This window comes from Acinetobacter sp. ANC 4216 (assembly GCF_004331195.1).
In the GTDB taxonomy this organism is placed as follows: Bacteria; Pseudomonadota; Gammaproteobacteria; order Pseudomonadales; family Moraxellaceae; genus Acinetobacter; species Acinetobacter kookii.
The window spans coordinates 35,312-56,542 of sequence record NZ_SJOC01000008.1; the positions used below are offsets into that span (position 1 = coordinate 35,312).

Genomic DNA, 21,231 nt, shown 5'->3' on the forward strand with positions numbered 1-21,231 from the left:
ATAAAAAGCAGCTTAGCACCACTCAATACATGAAAATGTTTAGAAAAACCTTTATTAATGAATATAATATTATGAAAAAACAATGCATTAAAAATATTTTTCAGAGCACTTTTTTAATTGTGAATTTATCTATAGTGGCTCATGCAGTACCGGTTGTCATTGAGGGCGCAGTCCCCAATGAAGCCAGTAAACAAGAAATTTTAAATAAAATGTATCTCATGTATGGTCAGGAAAATATCATTGACAAGATTCAAGTCCGTGCTGTAACAGCTCCGAATGGCTGGAGTAATGCGATCAGTCATGTCATTACCGAGGATTTAAAAAAAGTCAAACATGGTAAACTGAAGGTACGTGGTACGCAAATGGATTTATCCGGCAAACTCAATAATGTAAATACCATTCAGCCAATGACTGCAAAATTTCAAAGTCTGGTATCTGCTCCTTATCGCTTAAATGCACAGTTATCCGTAAACCAAGCTGAGCAGCAAATGATTGATGCTGCATTAAAGCACCGTATTATTGAATTTGAATCTGGAAGTGCCACCTTAACTGCCTCCGGTCAACAGATTTTAGATGAAATGGCGATAGCATTGAATAAAGTCGATGGCAAGAAAGTGAAGGTGATTGGCCACACGGATAGCTCTGGTGATGCAGATAAAAACCTGACTTTAAGCCAACAGCGTGCAGCAGCAGTTAAAAACTATTTAATTGGGAAAAATATTGCAGCTGAAAATTTAACCGCAGAAGGTTTTGGTTCAAATCAACCTGTTGCTGACAATATCACTGCTGAGGGACGTCGAAAAAACCGTCGTATTGAGTTTGAGGTTCAATAGATGTCTTCCATAAGTCCCTTTTATTTCTCCCTGAGCCTGGTTTTAAGCAGTGTTTTAAAATCAAGCGCAAGAGAAAAATAAAAAGGGGGCAATAATGATGAAAGACGTTAAATCATTGCATTTAATCCTATATAGAATAAGGAAGCTGCTCACTTCCTAATTTGTTTTTATGATCAAGCATCCTGAATTCTACGCCAGGGTTTTGCCTGTTCAATTTCATAGGCCAATTCAATTAAAGTTTTTTCATCCCCAATATTGGCAGAAAGTTGCATGCTAATTGGTAAGCCATCTACTTGCGTTTGTCCCATCGGAATCGACATTCCTGGAGCACCCACCACATTCTGAATAGGAGTAAAAGTAACGTAATTTTGAATCCGGTCAAATAATTGGTCAAAGGGAAGCCGAGGCGATAGATAACCAATTTGTGGCGTTGTATGGGCTAATACGGGTGAAAGGAGCACGTCATACTGCTTAAAAATGTCTTGATACTGTTGCTGCATTCTTTTTAAACGGTATAAAAATAATGGCGTTTTGTAAAAGTTCTTCTTATAGAGTCCGGCAAGTCCCACGGTTAAGTTATCCAGCTGTTTAGCATTAAATCCGGCACCAAAAGCCTTTTTGCCAAAAGTTTGCAGCATGAAGGACAAAAAGCCCCAATATTCACTAAAATCGTCAACAAAGCTAATGGAGATAGGTAACTGGAATTCTTCAACATGATGTCCTAAATCTGACAGTAACTTTGCAGTCTGGTTGAGGGTGAATGAAGTTTCCTGATCAATTTGACCGGTGATGGATTGGGTAACCAGGCCAATACGTAAACGGCGCTGGTTAGGGTGTTCAATTAAACCGATTTTAGGCAGTTTTTTATTATGGAATCTTTGTTCCATACCTGCATAAAAATAAGCTGTATCCCGGACACTACGGGTAACGACACCTTCACTGATAATATTAATCGGCAAAGAACGTGCGGCATCACTGTCAAAGGTACGACCGCGACTCGGTTTAAGACCAATCAGACCACAACAGGCAGCAGGGATGCGAATTGAACCGCCACCGTCATTGGCATGGGCAATGGGTACTACACCTGAGGCAACCATGGCAGCCGAACCACCCGAAGATGCACCGCAAGAATAGTCAGTATGCCATGGATTGAAAGTTGCACTGCCATCCTGAAACTCGGTGGTAGCATTTAAACCAAATTCTGGCAGGGTCGTTTTGCCTAAAACCACAAAACCCTGATCTAAAAATTGTTGACTGATCTTTGGGTTAATTAATACGGTTTTACCATTTACAGCTTTAGAGCCATGATTGGTTGTCAAACCCTGATAATCGGTGTTGTCTTTAAAAAAGAAGGGAACACCGGCAAAAATTCCCGTTTGCTTGAAATGTGGCTTTGCTAAAGCACGCTCAAAACATTCAAGCTGAATTGCATTAAGATGCGGATTGACACGTTGTGCACGTGCAATAGCCGCTGCGGTGACTTCTTGTACGGAAGCCTGTTTGTTGCGAATCAATTGTGCGATACCTACGGCATCTAGATCTGACATGACATCATTATCAAATGCATGAATACGTTTAGAATTTTGCGATTCCATTTCGTGATAATCCTGTATTTCCCTATATTTTTTTGTTTTTCATTTTGTCTTAATAGCGATCAGCATAACAAAACCATGCCGATCAAAATCATTTTACAACATAGTCATGACAATACCCGCTGTCAATTTAAACTATTCATCTCTTATAAATTTTTGCAGCGTAACAATAACCTGATCAAGTGAATGCTGAACTGAGTCTGACCATTCAAATGAGCAGTTTATTCTTAAATAATGCTGTTTTTGTGCGGTAATATTAAAAAGTTGTCCTGGTGCAATGCCAATTTTCTGCTGGATCAGGCTTTCATAAATAGGCATGCTATCTATATTTTTGGGCAGTTTTAGCCATAAAAAATAGCCGCTCGGGTGATATTCGATTTTACACTCAGGGGGTAAATTTAACTCTAAATATCTATAAAATAATAATTTATTATGCTGTAAGTTTTTTCGTAGATTGCGCAGATGTTTTTCATAATGAAAGTTGGACAAAAATTCCACTAATGCGGTTTGTAGTAAAGAGTTGACCGAGATCGTGCTCATTAATTGCAGGTGCTGAATATGCTGTGAATATTTTCCGGCATGCACCCAACCCACCCGAAACGTCGCACCCAGGGTTTTCGAAAAAGAAGAGCAGTGTAGAACTAAATTATTTTGATCATAATAGGTCATGGGCAAAGGCTTTTTATGCCCAAAATACATTTCCTCATATACATCATCTTCAATCATATGAACTTGATATTGATGCAATAATTTTGAAATTTGAAACTTTATATCCTCTGAAACGGTAAAACCTACCGGATTATGGCTATTCAGCATGAACCAGCAGAGTTTCACCGGATAGGTTTTTAAGATATGTTCAAAAGCGTCCAGATCAAATCCATGTTTGGGATGTTCAGGAATAGTCACCACTTTCAGGCCTAAGCGTTCGGCTGCTTGCCAGGCGCCATAAAAAATATTTTGCTGCAGGATTATATAGTCACCCGGTTTGGCAATCGCTTGTAAAGCCAAATTCAGCGCATCCATAGCACCCGATGTAATGACAATGTCATCAGGATCAGTGGGTATACCTTGCATGCAATAGCGTTGCGCAATCAGTTTGCGTAAGGCAAAATTTCCCGGTGGCAAGTTATCAATGGCATCATAGCTTTTTTTATTACGCGCAATTTGTCCCATAATCTGGGTCAGTTTTTTGGAGTAGACCAAATCCCTGGAGGGAAATGCTGAACCAAAAGGAACGATGTGTTCGCCTTGAATGGATTTCAGATATTTAAAAATTAATGAATTGATTTCAATATTGGAATTGAGAGAAACAATTAAAGGTGCATTGTAGTCATGCTCGGCATATGTATTTGCAATGTAGTAGCCAGATTTTTCTTTCGCATAAATCAAGCCTCTAGATTCAAGCTCTTGATAAGCATTCATCACGGTTATCAGGCTAAAACCGGAAAGCTGTACTTGTTCACGTAAAGAAGGAAGTTTTTCATGGGCTTTCAGTGTGCCACTTTCTATCAATTGTCTTAATTGATGAGCAAGCTGTTCTGACTTATACATATTGAAAGATGACTGATGAAAAGTGACTGTATATAAATATAGCGATATTTAATTAATATTAAAGTATTTTTATAACAGATTTTTTTAAAAATACTGATCTGTTATAAATTTTATGATTAATGCTGTATCTATGAAGTTTAAAAAAATTTGCGATACTGGCGAACACTTCATGCAAACGTGTGATGAAGGTGTGTAAAAGGTTGAAATGGAGTAACAAATGTTTGAAATATCGCAACTTAATTTGATCAATCAGTTGCTGGCAGGATACGAAATTTCTTCGCAGGTTAAAAGCTTACTCAAGCAAAAATATGTAAATGTTGAAGCCACATTAGTAAGAGCAAAAAAACTCAGAGAGATAGAGAAAGCAGGGCAGATCGTGATTCTGCAAGACCCTATTACAGAGCAGGTTGAAGATTTAGCCTATTTATTCTCACCCTTTATATTGGCGAATCTGAACCAGAAGGTGATTTATCACACAGTTAAAAATAAACAAAGTTTGAGCATTTTGTCGCGTTATTATCAGGCGAACCATAACAACCTTAGCTTTAACTTTGATCAATTATTGGACAGTCTGGGATTGTCTTTACAATTAAATGATGAAGAAATGACAACTGAAGATTCATTTTATCTAAATTTAATCAATAGTTTATGTAATTCAAAAGTATCGAGAATAATCTGTATTACACGTTTAAATGTTAATCTGGAACTGATTGATTTCATTGCTTATTTTTTACATGTACAAATACAGGTCATTGCGCTGGAACAACAATCTGAATACTTAGATATAAATAAAATCAATATGTTACAACTATTATTTAAGAATAAAAATGATGAATATATCCAGCTTTGTACAAAGTTTTCAAAAATTAATGCCAAGTTGCTGAAAATTTTAAATTTATATAGCTTTGACCAAGCGCAATTGCTGATAGATGATATGTTTTATTCAGAACATATTTTTGAAAAGCTTTCAGTTTATGGTGAATATATGCAAACTAAAATTCAATATCATTGAACTAAAAAGCAGCATGTTTTCATTAAATATGCTGCTTGATCATAAATTTAGTGATAGAGGAATTAGGGAAGATATGAGTTATCTGCACCAACCACAAATGCCACACCAATACAGAACAATAAAGCGTAAATTCCAAACCAAATAATGGCTCGTTTGAAAGCCTTATCTGAAATTTCACTGTCAGCGTATTTTTGCTGCTTTTTTGGCTCTTGATTGTTCATCAGACTGTCTCAATTTGTCTATCTGTTAGATTGATTATTGACGATGTAATAGAACATCTATAGATACAAAAAAGTGAAATATTTATATAACAGTTATAGTTGTTCATTTGCAGCTATGGATTGGCGAAGTGTAATGTAGAACGTAGAGCTATAAAAGAATAAAACTTTCTGAGTATGGTATAGCTGTAGCGTATTCATTCAATAAATAAGTTTAAGTTGTCTAAGCAACAAGTAAGTAGTCAGGAATACTGGGGATGTTCCGAAGATATTTGATTTCGTATAATGTATATTATGTTAAATTGAGTACATGATACTTTAAGTTCATTAATATTGATATAGAGTAAATATTTTCTGTTTTAATTGTCAAGTTTTTCCTAAAAATATTCTCTTTCACCCTATTTACTCACATTTTGAAGATGTATATCTGAACAATATGTAAGGCAATATCTTCTGCTAATCTTAATAGTCTTTGGACAAATTCTTTAAACTTATACTCTTTAATTTTTTCACGTCACCTACTGAATTTTAAATAAATATATATTTATTGATCTTTATTTATAGATCAGTATTTCTATGATTAATTTTTTATTTTAAAAGCTAACTTATTTGCAAAAAAATGATCCATTTTAAAGAAATAGATGATACCTATTACAATAAAAAAGCTTACAAATAAATTAAAATATATATCTATATTTGTTTTTTGTGAATCCAAGCAATATAAAACTAAACAAAATATAAAAAGTATATTTGATAGTAATATTAATATTATTTTTCTAATTTTTATTGCCAGGCTTCTACAGGATAGTAGTCTTCTATATCTTATTGCATACTTTTTTATATATAAGTCTTGAAATTTCATGAGTTTGAGCTGATGATTTTTTTATATTATTAATATTTTGAATTATAATTTAAAATAATTATTTTTCTTAAGTATCTAAGTATTTAATATAAGTGGAAGATGAATATTTAGAAAAATAATTCATCTCCCAATATTTTTATGGGATGCTTTTCAAATATTCCCAAGGAAATATTCCTTTATCATGTCCATCACTAAAACAGATTTGAACACCATAACCTTGATGATTTAACTCAGTCACAAAGATATTTTGATCATCGGTAATGTCTATATTTTTAATACGTTTTGAGCGACAAAAGGCACAAGGGCAAATTTCCCGTAATCTTTGATAAGTAAATCGTGCTCGATAATCTGGCCAGATAAAGTCAATAGATTTTGACTGAACATCGACTATAAGCTCAGGTTTAAGTAGTTGCATGTCGTTCTCGAATTTGGTTTAAGCTAATTCGGATAGCCTTACGTACCTCTGGATCTGGATCTGATTCATGCGCTTTTAGCAATATTTCTGCCTGTTTACCTCCAATCTCACCTAAAGCTAATGCAACTTCTTTACGTAAATTGCTAATTTCATAAAAAAAGTTTTCAGCCAATCCATTAAGCGCTTTAACTGATTTCAACAAGCCTAAACTACGAACAACTGGAATTCTTACTTGCCAATAAGGATCGGACATTAGCTCAATAAGTCGGTCTTCAAGAGCTATTAATTTGAGTTTTCCTACAGTCAACGCCGCCTCAATACGTAATTGCCAGTCATCTGCTAATAAAGCCTGTTGTAAAGCATCACTAATATTCTGTGTTGGCTCTTTACTATAAGCTAAGCCACCAGTAGCAATTCTACGCGTTTCTAAATCACTTTCTTGTTTAGCAATATGAGCTAAGCTATCTAAAGCTAATTCCAACTGTAACCAGCTTAAGGCGCTTACAGCCTCACGACGCACTAATACATTTTCATGATGTATATGTTCTAGAATTTTTTCATACAAGCTCCCTACCCTTAACGGTTTCAAGGCTCGTAAAATTGCGACTTTTACCTCAACAGAATCTTGGTCAAGAAATGGAGCTAGTACAATTGCAGCCTGAGGATTTTTTACTTCACTTAAACTTTGTGTTGCGGCATCAATAACTTTCTTTGAGTCGTCAGAGAGTGCATGAGCTAGGGCTAAAAGACTGTTTTCATCTTCCCATCCCTCTAAGCGTTTAGCTGCTTCTTCACGTACGATTTCAGCAGGATCATGAGCTAAAGCATGATATAACCAAGGTAATAATTCTTCCCGTTCCTCATCTGCAATATTCATTAAAGTAATAAAGCGAATTTTTTCATCATCTTGATTAAGTTGAACGAGTAAATCTAGATCATCTTCGTCAAGTGCTTCAAGTTGTGGGTAATTTGGATTCATTAATTATTTATCCTTCTCTAACGGCTTTCTTCGGCAGACCTAAAGGATTTAAACGTTTTAAATTGCTTAAGTCATCATGTTTAAGTGCCTGCATACAATACTTTTTCAATTCCACAAATTCAGGCGTAGTAACGATTTCAATATCTCGTGGACGTGGAAAATTTAATGAGATTTCATCAATAATCCGTCCTGGTCGATGACTCATAATCAATACACGGTCCGATAAATAAAGGGCTTCATCAATATCATGGGTAATAAAGAGCACTGTAGTTTTGATGTTTTGCCAGATATCTAATAATAGCTGTTGCATATGCACACGAGTTTGAGCATCTAACGCCCCAAATGGCTCATCCATAAGTAATACTTTTGGTTCATTAATCAAGACACGTGCAATTTCTACACGTTGTTGCATCCCACCAGAAAGTTCAGCCGGAAATTTTTTCTCAAAACCTGTTAGACCAACTAAATCAATCATCTGTTTAGCTTTTTCTAGTCGTTCCTTTACAGGTATGCCTTTCATTTTTAAGCCAAATGCAATGTTTTCTATAATGCTTTTCCATGGAAATAATGTGTGATGCTGGAAAACAAGTCCTCGATCTGGATGCGGTTGATGCACTATTTCATTATCAACCAATAAATCACCTGAGGAATAACTTAGATGGCCTGCTAATGCACCTAATAAAGTAGATTTACCGCAGCCCGAAGGTCCAAGTAAACAAACGAACTCACCTGGCGGAATTTGGATATTGAGGTGATCTAAAGCTTGAAAACGCTGTTCACCTTTGCCTAAATGCAGGCATAAATCACGGATTCTTATTTCTCCTTGCATTTAAGACTTCCTCATTTGATACCAAGGTGTAAATTTATGTCCTAACCAACGCACAATAAAGCTACTTAACATACCTAAAGCGCCAATCAACAACATGCCTACTACGATACTGCTATAGTTTTGTAAGGTGAAAGATTCCCAAGTAAAATATCCAATACCGTGTTGTCCAGAAATCATTTCAGCAGTGACAAGACAGAACCAGCATGTTCCCATACCAATTGACAAACCAGTAACTACGTTAGGTAAAGCACCAGGAATAACTACTTCACGAATAATAGCTAGATTTGTTGCCCCCAAACTTTTTGCAGATGCAACTAAACGTGGATCAATAGCATCTACACCATGAATGGTATTAAGCAAAATAGGAAATAAGGCTCCAATAAAAGTAATGTAGATCATGGAAGCTTCAGAAGAAGGAAAAACCAATATTGCCAAAGGAATCCATGCAACTGCAGGAATTGGTCTCAATACTTCTAAAGGGGGCATTAAAAACGCCCCAAGATTCTTAAACTGACCAATGAATAAGCCAAGTAAAACTCCTACACCTGAAGCCAATACAAAACCTGCTAGGACACGAAAAATACTAGATCTGACATGAGCCCATGCAGTTGGTAATTGAAAAAATCGCAAGATGGCATCGATTACTGCTACTGGAGTTGGCACATTACTAAAATTAACAACTCCTAAATTAATTTTGTTCATTGCTAAAGTCTGCCACACAACTAAACAAAGCAAGATAGCAACCGTGCCCATCAGAAACTTATTTAGCTTCTGATGGCGCTCTGTTAGCCAACGCAAAGTAGTATGTGGTTTTACAATTTTTAAATTTTGTTCGGCAATACTATTCATACCGATATACCTCATTGTTGGCTTATGGCTATACAACGTGGTTTCACTTAACTAGCTGTTTTACAGAGTTAAAGTCGTAAACCTTACCACCTTGTGCTGCTGCCCACTGAGTTGCATCACCTTTAAGTAGAAATGCATGGATTTCACCAACACGGTTAGTAGCAAACCAAGCTAAATTTGATAATAGTTTGATATCATTTTGAGAATCTTGGTTATAAACCACACGTACAGATTTTCCTGCTGATTCAATCGCTTTTAAATCCTTAAATGCATGCTCTGGTGTTGCATAATTACGTACCTTCTCTTCGCCCTTAACCCAAATTTGAGTCACGCGCTTAAAGGTTTTAATTTCTTCACCAGTTAATGTATCTTTAGCAATTAGGGGGGATTTGCCATAGTTATTTAGTGCTTGACTGTAATCCAAATTAGATGCAGCGAAAGCATCTTTGATATATTTGTCTTGAATAAAGGCATTTACATCAACTTTACCGTCATTTTTACCTAGATATTGCAGTGTATCGACTGCAACTTGTGTTGCCTCTTTGTATTCAGGTTTCCAAGTTAAATCGCGAGTTTGCAAACCAAGTGGACCATGGAATAAATAAACTACTTCGGCTGGAATTCCAGTTTTTTCAGCAATTACTTCACTATATTTTTCAGGTTCTTTTTGTACCAATTGATCCGCTTCGATAGTCGCTTTTAAATATGCTCTTATCACTTCAGGATGTTTTTCTGCGTATTGCTGATTAGCTAATACTCCATGGAAAGTAGCTCCTTTTGCTTGAGAGCCATCGTAAATTTTCTTGGCAAAACCTTGATAAGCAAAGAGCTCACCAAATGGAACGAAATCTGCGTGTGCATCAATTTTATTGCTCTTTAAAGCTGGACCGGCAACTTCAGGTGCCTGAGCAATAATTTGTACATCTTTGTTTGGGTCCCAACCTTGAGCTTTTATGGCACGAAGTAATAAACCATGGGCAGTTGATGCAAAAGGTACTGAAATAGTTTTACCTTTTAATTCTGCTAATGAAGTCACATTAGAACTATTTGGAACAACAATCGCATTACCACTCCCTGTGGTACTACCAGAGAGAGGAGTCAAGAAAATACTTGCTTTACCTGCTTCTTTAAAAGCTACTAAATTATTTACTGCAGGAAACTCCGCCATTGCACCAATATCTAAACGATCAGCAACCATTTCACTAGTTAAAGGAGCACCGGATGTAAAGTTTTTCCATTGGATATCATATTTAACATTTTTATAGTCACCCTCTTTAGGAAGATGCTTTTCTAACAAGCCTAATTCCCTGACCAATAAACCGCCAGTAGCGCAGTTAATGGTAGTATCTTGTGTTCCAATAGCAACTCGAACAGTGCTCACAGGTGATTCAACACTGCTCTGCTCTTTACTACTACAGCCTATAACCCCAGATATACCCAGTGCCACTAAACTACTTAATAATATTTTTTTAGCTGGTAATGTGGACATTTTTTACTCTCTACTTTAATAAATAAGGAATATTTACGTGAATTGCATCAGTTGGGCAGTCTTTTTCACAAGGCATGCAATACCAACATTCATCAAATTGCATAAAAGCTTTCTTTGTTACTGGATCAATCGCCAATAGATCCATCGGGCATACATCGACACATACAGTGCAACCTTTGTCTGCAATACACTTATCTTCATCTACCAAAACTGGTGCAACAGTACGGTGTTGAACTTCTTTAAATATAAGGGCCATAATTTATTTCCTTACTCATCTGTGAAAAGGTATGCTTTACCTACCTGTATTAAATTGCTTCAGCAGCTTCCACAGGTTGATCTTTTTGAATACGTAATTGGTGATAAGAATTTTTTTCTTGGGCTTCAATAGGCACAACATACGGCTCAACAGGCTTTTTAAAGCTGACCATATTGTCATTTTCATCTTTCTTAAGATGAGCATGACAGAACCATTCATTATTGTTAGTTTTTGGAAAATCAGCACGATAGTGATACAAACCCCAGCGACTTTCTGTGCGGAATAATGAGGCTCTTGCAGCCATTTCAGCACAGTCACGAATTACTGATACTTCTGCTGCTCGCATGAGTTCATGTGGATTGTTGGCTTTAATTTGTGCAATATCGTGTTTAATTTCCTCAAAACGACGTAAACCAATTTCCATTTTTTGCCGAGTCTTTGGTGGTTGCAGATAGTCATTCACAAATCTACGTAACTTATATTCGACTTGCTCAGCAGGTAAACCCTCTTTAAGTTCAAGCGGTGCAAAAATTCGTGCTTTTTCAGCATCAATTTCTGCTTGATTCAGCTCACCCGAATCAACATTTACTACATACTCTGCCGCATTAACACCAGCAAACCAACCATAAGTAAATGCACCTAGCATATAGTTATGAGGGACAGCGGCCATATCACCAGCGCTATATAAACCTTTTACAGAAGTCTCAGCTTTTTCATTAACCCAAACACCCGAAGCACTATGTCCACTACAGAAGCCAATTTCTGAGATATGCATTTCCACCATATCTTTGCGGTAATCTGTATCACGACCCTCATGGAAGCGACCACGACTTGGACGTTCATTCGTATGCAGAATTTCTTCAATAGTTTGAATTGTTTCTTCGGCTAAATGATCCATTTTTAAGAAAACAGGACCGTGTCCACTTTCTAATTCTTGATAAAACTCCCACATCATCTGACCACTCCAGTAGTCACATTCAATGAATCGTTCACCTTTACTGTTAGCGGTATAGCCACCCAATGGGCCTGTTACATAAGCACAAGCTGGACCGTTATAATCTTTAATTAATGGGTTAATCTGAAAACATTCTAAATTCGATAATTCTGCTCCAGCATGGTAAGCCATTGCATAACCATCGCCAGCATTAGTAGGGTTCTCGTAAGTACCCATTAGGTATCCTGAAGAAGGTAAACCTAAACGCCCTGCTGCCCCACAACATAGTATTGCTGCTTTGGTTTTGATGACATAGAACTCTCCAGTTCTGCAATCAAATCCAAGTACACTGTTAATTGCGCCATTCTCATTTTTCAATAATTTAGTAGTAACGATCCGATTATTGATTTTTACTTGAGCACGCTTCATTTGGCGATACAGCACTTTCTTTACATCGTGCCCTTCAGGCATAGGTAGTACATAAGCTCCCATATGATGAACTTTTTTAACCGCAAATTCGCCAGTTTCATCTTTTTCGAACTTAATACCCCACTGATCTAACTGTTGGATCGTGGTAAAACTATGTTTTGCATAGGCATAGATAGTGTTTTGGTTCACGATGCCATCATTAGCAATAGTGATTTCTTTAGTGTATTGCTCTGGTGTGGCATATCCTGGAATGACAGCATTGTTTAAGCCATCCATTCCCATAGAAATGGCACCACTGCGTTTAACATTCGCTTTTTCAATCAGTAATACGCTTAAATTCGGATTAGCTTGTTTGGCTTTAATAGCTGCCATTGGACCTGCGGTTCCTCCACCGATCACTACAATGTCATACTCTAAGTATTTGGTATCCATAAGATTCCTTTTGCTTTTTTCTTGATGCATTAACGGAAAATGCGTAATTGGTACTGGAAGCTTTCACCTGAGAAATACAGGTATTCATAGTCAATTGGGCGGTTCTGAGCATCATGAGTTAAACGTTCAACACGTAGAATTGGTGTATTCACATCAACCGCAAGTAATTGAGCAAGCTCATCATCAGCCTTAATCGCATCAATATTTAAATCTGCATAACCAAGTGGAAGGTCTAAATCACGCTCAATAGCACTGAAAATATCGGTACTACGTAAGTCCACATTTTTCTCTACTAATTGTTCGCCAAGCGATGCGGGTAAATAAGTCAATTCATATGACACAGGTTCGTTGTTGAGAAGGCGTACGCGTTTAATTTCAACAACTTGGCTTCGGATTGAAACTTTTAATTTAGAAGCAACTTTTATAGGTGCTTCAATAAATTTCACAGAAAGCACTTCATTGAGAATTTGGTGTCCAGTATGAGACATCGCTTCAGCAAAACCCTGTAATTGGGTAATGTTCTGATATGCCTTTGGCTTGCTAACAAAAGTTCCTTTGCCATGAACTTTGAAAATTAGCCCTTCTTGCGACAACTTATGTAAAGCTTGTCGCACTGTAATTCGACTTACATTGAATAATTCTGAAAGTTCATTTTCTGAAGGCAATTGACTTAACGGGGGATATTCGCCCTGTTGAATTTTGCTATGTAACCGTTCTTTCACTTTTTCATACAAAGGCTGCTGGCTATTTTTACTGGCAAGATCAGACATGTTTTATCAACTTGTTATAACAACTTGAGCAAACAATAATTAAACTTCTTAAGAAAGTGAAATACCAAGATTTGATTTATTTATGAAAAATAACGATGAAAAAACTTTTAACCAATTATTATTAAAAGTAATTTTGTTTTCTTAAAAAAATATAAGTCAAAGCTCACAAACATAAGTTCATGAATTAGAAATTTATGAAGAATAGAGGATAAGGATATAATACTTTGTTTTTCAAATGGAAATTTAGATAAATATTTTATGAAGTTGACTTTAGGTGAACATAAGTTAAATAAATAACACCTGCTAAATTGTTCATTATTTCTGATATAGATTAAATCAGGTTTTATTATCTGTCAAATTAGTAATGCACTTTTATGTTTGCTTCAGTTAAATAGGTTTTCTTTAAGGTCTTATTCTATAAAAAGAAAGGTCTACATTTTAAGACACCAAATCAAATGGCAGAAGATTTTTACAAGTCGGCTGCCTAGAATCTCACAAGTGAATGTCTCCTGCTATTTCAGCACACATCAATGTTAATTACGTTTAAATTCCAACCCTCTCATTTTTCAACTAGCTCAGGTTATAATGATGGCCTCCCAAAATATGGTTGATCTATTATGAACGCCTCCAATGACCCTCTACACTGCAAAAAACTTGCTGACATTTTGGATGAATTATTAGATTACTACGGTGGCTTTGAAGGCTTAAGTCGTAAAATTGAAATTAGATGTTTTTGCATAGATCCAAGTGTTAAGTCATCATTGAACTGTACCGGGGTTGTCGGAGACTTTTTTATTTAAGTTAGGCCACCTAGCTTAACGGGTTAGTCTTATCATAGTAGACCAATAAATAATCTCTTAGATAGGCTGTCTGATGTTTTTAAAATGCCATAACGCCCGGAGCTTTCTTTCCAAATTCGTTTAATTTATTCAGCATGATGCAAATCATGTAGATCTCGCTTTGTTTGATGTTCCCTTGCGAAGCGAAGCTTCCCATCAACTAGATCTAGGGGTAATACCCCCATTTTTAATTAAATTAATAGGTAGAAGCTGCGATCGGTACAATCTTACAATTCGCCTCAACGCCATATAGGTCTTTATTGTTATGGATGAAATCCAGCATTATTTGTGTGGGCGTTCGAGCTCCACCTGGGCGAAAAAAGTGACTGCTTTACGGAGAATTTCATTCGCACGTTGCACTTCTTTATTTTCACGTTCGGGCTGTTTAATACGTTCTTGATATGGAAGTTGCTGTACTTTAATTGAATTTTGTTGATCTAAATATTTTTGATACCAAACTCGTAAAGTTTCAGGAGTGCAACCAATTTTAGGCACAATCGCAGCCCAATTCGATGGATAATCTTTTTCAAATTCAATCAATAATTGAACCGCTCTATCTCTGATTTCAGGGGTATATTTAGGTTTTTTCATCGGATCACTACGCTTCGCTACGTCTTGCGAAGCAATGCGTCTCATCTCAGAAAGTTTGGTCTCCGACAAACCCGGTACGGTTCATCATTGAGATTTTTACGTACCACACCATGGGCACGTGAAAAAGTAGAAAGCTTATATTTGTATGTCTTACGCCAAAAAGCCAAACAGAAATCGTAGCTTTCAAAACCCCAACCTCAGCCTAATATTTTATACTAAACAGTAAACTAAACTTATTGAATAGCCAATGATTTTGTAGACACCTTTTAATTAGTGGTGGACTGCCACCACTCTCCTGGCAAAATTTAGTCTATATCCCTATGGTTTATTTAAAAACTTATTTTCTATCTTTACTAGGCTGTATGATCAAAATCATACTGACACTCAACACTGTAAATTTGAGAATGAATCTGTACGTACAGACTCATTCTCTATCAATAAAGATATTAGAAATAGCTACATAGAGTTTATTTCTAGCTTATTCAAATTAGGCGTTACTACGGATGAACAATAATTTTTACAGCAGACTCATTATTATGAATCAATGTTTCAAAGCCTTTAGAAACAAGATCATCTAATGCAATCCGTTGGGTAATAAAAGGTTCTAGATTAATCTTACCTTGCTCAACCAAACGAATAGTTTCCTGATGGTCATTGACGTAAGCTATCGTGCCACGAATGTCTAGTTCTTTCATCACTACACTATGTACATTAATCGTGGCAGGATGGCTCCAAATAGAAACAATTACAACGACACCAGTTGGTTTCATCGCTGCGACGAGTGTATCCATAACTTTATTCACACTACTACACTCAAAAGCAACATCTACACCGCGGTCTTGAGTAATTTTCATTACTTCATTTACCACATCAACCTGAGATGGATCCAATACATAATCGGCAACACCAGCCTCTATCGCTTTTTCTTTACGTTTTGCACTCAGTTCAGTGATGATAACCGTAAGACCTTTGGCCTTTAAAATGGCTGATAAAAGTAGGCCTATTGGGCCTGCTCCACCAACCAGTGCGATATCACCAGCTTTTGCACCACTTCTGACATAGGCATGATGACCGACAGATAAAGGTTCTATCAATGCTGCTTGGTCTAAAGGAATATCATTTGAAATAGGATGTACCCAACGCCGCTGAACTGCAATTTTTTCAGAAAGACCACCACCGCGTCCGCCTAAACCAATAAAGTTCATATTTTTTGATAAATGATACTTATCATTGGGGCCAGTCGGGACATCATCCGCAATAATATAGGGTTCAACTACGACATGTTGTCCAATTTGGATATCGTCTACACCCTCACCAACTGCATAAACTACGCCTGAAAATTCATGTCCCATTGTTACAGGTGCAGATTCTCCCGAAATTGGATGTGGATGACCACAAGGTGGAATAAAAATAGGGCCTTCCATGAATTCATGTAAATCTGTACCGCAAATACCGCACCATGCAACTTGAATTCCAACTGTGCCTGGAAGTACTTTCGGTTCAGGGATATCTTCAATTCGAATATCCCCTCGGTCATAAAAACGAGCTGCTTTCATTTTATATTCCTTATATTGATGTTAACGGTAAACCATTCCACCATCTGTCAAAATAGACTGACCTGTAATATAGTTTGCATCCTCACTGGCTAAAAATGCAACTAATGCAGCCACGTCATCTGGTGTTTCAGCACGTCCTAAAGCAATACTATCTACATATTTTTTATACGTTTGACCAATTGGTGCACCTGTAATTTCAGAGAACCGCTGATCTATTTCGACCCACATGTCTGTACCCACAACACCCGGACAATAACTATTTACAGTAATTTTAGCACTGGCATATTCTTTAGCCGCAGCTTGCGTCAATGCACGAACTGCAAATTTAGTTGCCGAATAAACACCGAGCAAAGCAAAACCTTCATGACCTGCTATTGAGCATGCATTAATAATTTTTCCAGCCTGTTGGCGTTGTTTAAATTTATTTGCTGCGGCTTGAATCCCCCAAAGTACACCACCGACATTGATGTTCATAATTTGGGTAAATTCACTCGGCGTTACTTCTGCCAAAGCTTTGACTTGTGCAATACCTGCATTATTAATCATGATATCAAAACCATTAAGTGTCGATTCTGCATGATTAATAGCGTCACTGATTTGTATTGGATCTGAAATATCCGCAATAAATGTGGTGGCTTTTACGCCAAAGGCTTCAACCTCTTGTTGAACAGTATTTAACTTTTCTTGGTGAAGATCGACCAATCCAATATGAACACCTTCTTGTGCTAAACGTAAGGCAATACCGCGTCCAATACCTTGTGCCGCACCCGTAATTAATGCAACTTTATTGTTTAAACCTCTAGGCATGTTGAGACTCCTTAAATATGGATTGCACGTTGCATCGCCGACAAGACCGACTCATGCATCGCCTCAGACAAAGTAGGATGAGGGAAAATGACCTGCGCTAAGCTTTCATCTGTAGCTTCTAGGTATTTCGCGATGGCAAACCCTTGAATGTGTTCGGTGACTTCATGTCCAACCATGTGAGCACCCAACAATTCACCTGTTTCCTGACTAAAAATGGTTTTAACAAATCCTGCGCTATCGCCCAAAGCCAATGCTTTACCATTCGCTTGTAAAGGAAACTTACCCACATTGATATTCAAGCCCGCAGCTTTCGCTTTCTGTTCTGTCAAACCAATACTGGCCACTTGCGGATGGGTAAAGATACAGCCCGGAATTTGTGTACGATCTAAAGCATGTACATGACTTAGGCCTGCAATTTTCTCCACACAAAGAATGGCTTCATGACTGGCTTTGTGTGCCAAACACGGTGCGCCTGCGACATCACCAATTGCATAAATGCCCACTACATTGGTTTTACACCATGAGTCGACTTTAATAAAACCATTCTCAAATTCAATTCCCAAAGCTTCTAGGCCAAGATTTTCAGCATTCGGTTTCACGCCAATAGCTGAAAGCACCTTTTCAACAGTAATTATTTGCACACCTGTGGCAGTTTCAATATGACAATGTACTTGAGCCTGATCAGTTTCTATTTTTTTTACAGTCGCTTCGGTTAAAACCTGCATACCCTGCTGTTCAAATTGCTTTTGTACATACTTCGCAACTTCAATGTCTTCGCTAGGGAGAATCTGCTTTGCAATATCAACCAAGGTAACTTGGCAGCCTAAGTCTTGGTATAGGCTTGCAAACTCACTGCCTATAGCCCCCGAACCAATGACCAGTAAAGATTTTGGTAATTGTTCCGGAACTAAAGCCTCTTTATAACTCCAGACCTGATGGCCATCTACAGGAATATGAGGCAAATTGGCCGCACGTGCACCTGTTGCGACAATAATATGCGGTGCAGAAATCTGCTGTTTTTGACCATTCGCATCTGTAAGCTCTAATTGCTCTTTGGCAATAAACTGGGCTGCCGCGTTAAAAACAGTGATTTGATTTTTTTTCAATAATTGACCGATACCTTGCACGAGTTGCTCAGAAACCTGTCTGCTATGATGGACCAGTTTTTGAATGTCAAAATCAATCGCGTTAAGAGTAAAGCCAAACTGCCCTGCATGTTTGAACTGCTGTGCAAGCGCAGCCCCGCTCAATAATGCCTTGGTTGGAATGCATCCCCAATTAAGACACACTCCGCCTAAGTGTTGTTTTTCAACGATTGCAGTTTTTAATCCCAGTTGCGCTGCGCGAATCGCAGCGACATATCCTCCAGGACCAGCACCAATAACCACAAGATCAAATTGTGTATCTGACATGACTATTCCTCCTACACCAAAATTAATGCAGGATTTTCGACAAACTGCTTAAATGCCGATAAGAATTGAGCACCCAACGCACCATCAATGACACGATGATCACAAGACAATGTTGCGGTCACCATTTCACGAACAACAATCTCATCATTTTCAACGACAGCACGTTTCTCTGCTGCACCTAAGGCTAGAATTGCACCTTGAGGCGGGTTAATAATGGCATCAAACTGTTGAATACCAAGCATGCCCAAATTGGAAATACTGAAACTGCCCCCTTGAAACTCATCAGGTGCCAATTTTCCAGTTTTGGCACGTGTCGCCAGATCACGCATATTATTGGAAATTTGCGCCAAAGATTTACGGTTCGCTGCTTTAATAATTGGCGTGATCAGTCCATTTTCGATGGCTACAGCAACCGAAATATCAGCCTGTTCAAACTGTAAAATCTGCTGATTCTCTTCATCAAACTGAACATTAACTTGTGGAACTTTAATCAGTGCAGCAGCAGCAGCTTTAATCAGCATATCGTTAATGGACAGTTTGACTTGCGGTACAGTACTGTTAATTTGCTGACGCAAAGCCTGAACCGACTCAACATTTAAGTCTATCGTTAAGCGAAAATGTGGTGCATTGCGTTTTGCCGCTTGTAGCCGTGCAGCGATTGCTTTACGCATACCATTCATAGCTACGGTGGTGAATTTTGCAGACTCTGTTGGATGCGCATACTCAGTATGTTGAGCTTGTACAGGATTTTCCCGTTGATATACAGCTTCAACATCTTCCTTACAGACTCGTCCACGTGAACCTGATGCACGACAATCATGCAAATTAATGCCCCATTGTTTTGCCAAACGGCGGGCAACAGGTGTCGCTAGAACATAACTGTCATCTGCTTTAGATTTCGCGGCTTTCGTGCTGGCTTGATGACGTACATCTGGCCAAGAACCACCAGCAGCTTGAACTGCGGCCTGAATATCTTGAACACTGATACGGCCTTCACGTCCAGAACCCGTAATCTGAGCCAAGTTTACATTATGCTTTTCAGCCAATTTCAAGGCATGTGGCGTTGCAAAAATATCATCGCTTTGTTGGTAGCCTTGTAACGCAGCAGGAATAGAATATCCGCCCTGAGTCACCGCTTTTGATCCATTACCAACACTGTTCTGTTTAGGAGCAGCTTGCACTTTGGTTTCAACTTGAGCTACAGCTACTTTTTCAGGAACCGCTGCTACCGCTTTATTTTCTGTTACAGCAGGTGTTCCACCTAAGGACTGTGCAAATGCTTCAACTTCTGTATCTGAAACTTGAGCGTCTGCACAAATTGCAATAACTCCACCTACGACCAGAGTGTCACCATCTTTAGCAATAATTTTGCGTAGCAAGCCATCAAAAGGTGCTTCAAGAACATTGACGATTTTTGTGGTTTCAATTTCACAAATTTCCTGTCCTTTACTAAATTGCGTACCTTCCTCAATCAGCCATTGGGCAATCGTACCCTCTTCCATGGACAAACCCCATTTTGGGATTTCTAAAGTTTTAATTTCGCTCATCCTAAGCCTCCAACGTCTTACGTACAGCCTGTTCGATGCGTTCTACACTGGGTAGCCATTCTTTTTCTAATACTGGTGAAAATGGTACGGGTGAATGTGGTGGAGTGACTAACTCGATTGGTGCTTTAAGATAATGAAAGCCTTTCTGTGCAATGAGTGCAGCCACATCATGTCCGAAACCGCAACGCGCCGCAGATTCATCTACAATCACTACGCGACCTGTTGACGCCACTGATTCTAAAATGCCATCTTCGTCTAATGGAGAAATGGTTCGAGGGTCAACCACTTCAACCGAAATGCCTTCTTTTGCGAGCTTGTCAGCAACTTCATTGGCACGATGCACCATCAAGCTTAAGGCAATAATGGTAATATCAGTGCCTTCACGGGTGTAATTTGCGACACCAAAAGGAATAGTGTAGGCTTCATCTGGCACTTCGCCCTTAATGTCATACAACAACTTGTGTTCACAAAATACTACTGGGTCATCATCTCGAATGGCTTGAACCAACAACCCTTTTACATCATAGGCACTTGAAGGCACCACCACTTTTAAACCAGGCACTGAGGCAAACACGTTATATGGCGACTGAGAATGCTGCGCTGCTGCGGAAAAACCTGCACCAATCATGCCACGTACAACGAGTGGCGCTTTGGCTTTGCCGCCAAACATGTAGCGAAATTTAGCCGCTTGGTTATACAGCATGTCATAACACACGCCGTAAAAATCCATAAACATTAAATCTGCCACAGGTCTTAAACCCGTTGCAGCAGCACCTGCCGCCATACCAATAATCGCTGATTCTGTAATTGGAGTATCAATGACTCGTTCAGAACCAAATTCAGTCCATAAGCCTTTGGTTACACCAAGTACACCGCCAAAACCTTCCAGCTTATTATCATCGGTATTTTTACCACCATGTCCACCACGAACATCTTCACCGACCACAATGACACTTGGGTCTCGGCGCATTTCTAATTCAATTGCTTCTTTAATCGCGTTTCGATAACTTTTATTTGGCATTTTTCTAC

19 protein-coding genes, 2 pseudogenes and 1 other annotated feature are annotated in these 21,231 nt (G+C 38.1%); of the genes and pseudogenes, 4 read left to right on the forward strand and 17 right to left on the reverse strand.

From position 1 onward, the window contains the following. Positions 1-71 precede the first annotated feature (71 nt). A complete protein-coding gene (locus tag E0H88_RS07850; RefSeq protein WP_131273728.1) occupies positions 72-833 on the forward strand; it encodes an OmpA family protein in 762 nt (253 codons plus the stop codon). A gap of 173 nt (positions 834-1,006) precedes the next feature. Here E0H88_RS07850 and E0H88_RS07855 read toward each other — a convergent pair whose 3' ends face one another. Then, the gene (locus E0H88_RS07855; protein WP_131273730.1) at positions 1,007-2,428 is read right to left on the reverse strand and encodes an amidase; all 1,422 of its coding nucleotides are present in this window, start codon (positions 2,426-2,428) and stop codon (positions 1,007-1,009) included. Between the two features lie 132 nt (positions 2,429-2,560). Continuing rightward, entirely contained in the window at positions 2,561-3,976 is a 1,416-nt protein-coding gene (locus tag E0H88_RS07860; RefSeq protein WP_131273731.1) for an aminotransferase-like domain-containing protein, read from the reverse strand. A 217-nt stretch (positions 3,977-4,193) separates the two neighbouring features. Between E0H88_RS07860 and E0H88_RS07865 the strand changes: the two genes are divergently transcribed. Further along, positions 4,194-4,988, forward strand: coding sequence for a hypothetical protein (locus tag E0H88_RS07865; RefSeq protein ID WP_131273733.1), 795 nt, complete (start codon positions 4,194-4,196; stop codon positions 4,986-4,988). Positions 4,989-5,050: 62 nt separating this feature from the next. On the opposite strand, the gene E0H88_RS15910 is transcribed toward E0H88_RS07865, so the two are convergent. From E0H88_RS15910 to E0H88_RS07905, 9 genes are all read right to left on the reverse strand, one after another. Then, positions 5,051-5,209 (reverse strand): hypothetical protein, encoded by a 159-nt coding sequence (locus tag E0H88_RS15910; protein ID WP_165493301.1) that lies wholly within the window; start codon positions 5,207-5,209, stop codon positions 5,051-5,053. Between the two features lie 995 nt (positions 5,210-6,204). Further along, positions 6,205-6,483: a DUF971 domain-containing protein gene (locus E0H88_RS07870; protein WP_131273735.1), complete on the reverse strand. Its 279-nt coding sequence runs from the start codon at positions 6,481-6,483 to the stop codon at positions 6,205-6,207. Further along, positions 6,470-7,462 (reverse strand): HEAT repeat domain-containing protein, encoded by a 993-nt coding sequence (locus E0H88_RS07875; protein WP_131273737.1) that lies wholly within the window; start codon positions 7,460-7,462, stop codon positions 6,470-6,472. The genes E0H88_RS07870 and E0H88_RS07875 overlap by 14 nt, the downstream gene beginning before the upstream one ends. Before the next feature lie 7 nt (positions 7,463-7,469). Further along, positions 7,470-8,291, reverse strand: coding sequence for an ABC transporter ATP-binding protein (locus E0H88_RS07880; protein WP_131273739.1), 822 nt, complete (start codon positions 8,289-8,291; stop codon positions 7,470-7,472). Continuing rightward, positions 8,292-9,140, reverse strand: coding sequence for an ABC transporter permease (locus E0H88_RS07885; protein ID WP_131273740.1), 849 nt, complete (start codon positions 9,138-9,140; stop codon positions 8,292-8,294). It lies immediately after the preceding gene. A gap of 43 nt (positions 9,141-9,183) precedes the next feature. After that, complete coding sequence (locus E0H88_RS07890; protein ID WP_131273742.1) at positions 9,184-10,629, reverse strand: ABC transporter substrate-binding protein; 1,446 nt, start codon at positions 10,627-10,629, stop codon at positions 9,184-9,186. Positions 10,630-10,639: 10 nt separating this feature from the next. Further along, positions 10,640-10,885 (reverse strand): 4Fe-4S dicluster domain-containing protein, encoded by a 246-nt coding sequence (locus E0H88_RS07895; RefSeq protein ID WP_131273744.1) that lies wholly within the window; start codon positions 10,883-10,885, stop codon positions 10,640-10,642. A gap of 49 nt (positions 10,886-10,934) precedes the next feature. Next, positions 10,935-12,680, reverse strand: a complete 1,746-nt coding sequence (locus E0H88_RS07900) for a fumarate reductase/succinate dehydrogenase flavoprotein subunit (RefSeq protein WP_131273746.1) — start codon at positions 12,678-12,680, stop codon at positions 10,935-10,937. Positions 12,681-12,709: 29 nt separating this feature from the next. After that, a complete protein-coding gene (locus E0H88_RS07905) occupies positions 12,710-13,450 on the reverse strand; it encodes a GntR family transcriptional regulator (protein WP_131273748.1) in 741 nt (246 codons plus the stop codon). Positions 13,451-14,067: 617 nt separating this feature from the next. On the opposite strand from E0H88_RS07905, the pseudogene E0H88_RS07910 reads away from it, so the two are divergent. After that, positions 14,068-14,214 (forward strand): annotated as a pseudogene (locus E0H88_RS07910) (VF530 family DNA-binding protein); the annotation flags it as partial. A gap of 80 nt (positions 14,215-14,294) precedes the next feature. On the opposite strand, the pseudogene E0H88_RS07915 reads toward E0H88_RS07910, so the two are convergent. Then, positions 14,295-14,880, reverse strand: a pseudogene (locus E0H88_RS07915) (transposase); the annotation flags it as partial. Then, positions 14,498-14,614, reverse strand: a sequence feature (AL1L pseudoknot). Its footprint overlaps the pseudogene before it by 117 nt. Before the next feature lie 24 nt (positions 14,881-14,904). Between E0H88_RS07915 and E0H88_RS16225 the strand changes: the two are divergent. Then, complete coding sequence (locus E0H88_RS16225; RefSeq protein ID WP_257234909.1) at positions 14,905-15,060, forward strand: VF530 family DNA-binding protein; 156 nt, start codon at positions 14,905-14,907, stop codon at positions 15,058-15,060. 317 nt (positions 15,061-15,377) lie between these two features. Here the strand turns inward: E0H88_RS16225 and E0H88_RS07925 are convergent, their stop codons facing one another. From E0H88_RS07925 to E0H88_RS07945, 5 genes are read right to left on the reverse strand one after another with little or no spacing between them, the layout of a single operon-like run. After that, on the reverse strand, positions 15,378-16,436 hold the full coding sequence (locus tag E0H88_RS07925; RefSeq protein ID WP_005105897.1) for a 2,3-butanediol dehydrogenase: 1,059 nt from the start codon (positions 16,434-16,436) through the stop codon (positions 15,378-15,380). A 21-nt stretch (positions 16,437-16,457) separates the two neighbouring features. After that, positions 16,458-17,243: an acetoin reductase gene (locus E0H88_RS07930; RefSeq protein WP_131273751.1), complete on the reverse strand. Its 786-nt coding sequence runs from the start codon at positions 17,241-17,243 to the stop codon at positions 16,458-16,460. 11 nt (positions 17,244-17,254) lie between these two features. Next, a complete protein-coding gene (lpdA, locus tag E0H88_RS07935) occupies positions 17,255-18,655 on the reverse strand; it encodes a dihydrolipoyl dehydrogenase (RefSeq protein WP_131273754.1) in 1,401 nt (466 codons plus the stop codon). Positions 18,656-18,666: 11 nt separating this feature from the next. Further along, entirely contained in the window at positions 18,667-20,202 is a 1,536-nt protein-coding gene (locus E0H88_RS07940) for a dihydrolipoamide acetyltransferase family protein (protein ID WP_131273756.1), read from the reverse strand. A 1-nt stretch (position 20,203) separates the two neighbouring features. Then, the gene (locus tag E0H88_RS07945) at positions 20,204-21,223 is read right to left on the reverse strand and encodes an alpha-ketoacid dehydrogenase subunit beta (protein ID WP_131273759.1); all 1,020 of its coding nucleotides are present in this window, start codon (positions 21,221-21,223) and stop codon (positions 20,204-20,206) included. Between the last annotated feature and the right edge of the window lie 8 nt (positions 21,224-21,231).

Coding starts and splice junctions, on each gene's coding strand:
- E0H88_RS07850 (WP_131273728.1), top strand. CDS start 72: ATGAAAAAACAATGCATTAAAAATATTTTTCAGAGCACTTTTTTAATT.
- E0H88_RS07855 (WP_131273730.1), bottom strand. CDS start 2,428: ATGGAATCGCAAAATTCTAAACGTATTCATGCATTTGATAATGATGTC.
- E0H88_RS07860 (WP_131273731.1), bottom strand. CDS start 3,976: ATGTATAAGTCAGAACAGCTTGCTCATCAATTAAGACAATTGATAGAA.
- E0H88_RS07865 (WP_131273733.1), top strand. CDS start 4,194: ATGTTTGAAATATCGCAACTTAATTTGATCAATCAGTTGCTGGCAGGA.
- E0H88_RS15910 (WP_165493301.1), bottom strand. CDS start 5,209: ATGAACAATCAAGAGCCAAAAAAGCAGCAAAAATACGCTGACAGTGAA.
- E0H88_RS07870 (WP_131273735.1), bottom strand. CDS start 6,483: ATGCAACTACTTAAACCTGAGCTTATAGTCGATGTTCAGTCAAAATCT.
- E0H88_RS07875 (WP_131273737.1), bottom strand. CDS start 7,462: ATGAATCCAAATTACCCACAACTTGAAGCACTTGACGAAGATGATCTA.
- E0H88_RS07880 (WP_131273739.1), bottom strand. CDS start 8,291: ATGCAAGGAGAAATAAGAATCCGTGATTTATGCCTGCATTTAGGCAAA.
- E0H88_RS07885 (WP_131273740.1), bottom strand. CDS start 9,140: ATGAATAGTATTGCCGAACAAAATTTAAAAATTGTAAAACCACATACT.
- E0H88_RS07890 (WP_131273742.1), bottom strand. CDS start 10,629: ATGTCCACATTACCAGCTAAAAAAATATTATTAAGTAGTTTAGTGGCA.
- E0H88_RS07895 (WP_131273744.1), bottom strand. CDS start 10,885: ATGGCCCTTATATTTAAAGAAGTTCAACACCGTACTGTTGCACCAGTT.
- E0H88_RS07900 (WP_131273746.1), bottom strand. CDS start 12,680: ATGGATACCAAATACTTAGAGTATGACATTGTAGTGATCGGTGGAGGA.
- E0H88_RS07905 (WP_131273748.1), bottom strand. CDS start 13,450: ATGTCTGATCTTGCCAGTAAAAATAGCCAGCAGCCTTTGTATGAAAAA.
- E0H88_RS07925 (WP_005105897.1), bottom strand. CDS start 16,436: ATGAAAGCAGCTCGTTTTTATGACCGAGGGGATATTCGAATTGAAGAT.
- E0H88_RS07930 (WP_131273751.1), bottom strand. CDS start 17,243: ATGCCTAGAGGTTTAAACAATAAAGTTGCATTAATTACGGGTGCGGCA.
- lpdA (WP_131273754.1), bottom strand. CDS start 18,655: ATGTCAGATACACAATTTGATCTTGTGGTTATTGGTGCTGGTCCTGGA.
- E0H88_RS07940 (WP_131273756.1), bottom strand. CDS start 20,202: ATGAGCGAAATTAAAACTTTAGAAATCCCAAAATGGGGTTTGTCCATG.
- E0H88_RS07945 (WP_131273759.1), bottom strand. CDS start 21,223: ATGCCAAATAAAAGTTATCGAAACGCGATTAAAGAAGCAATTGAATTA.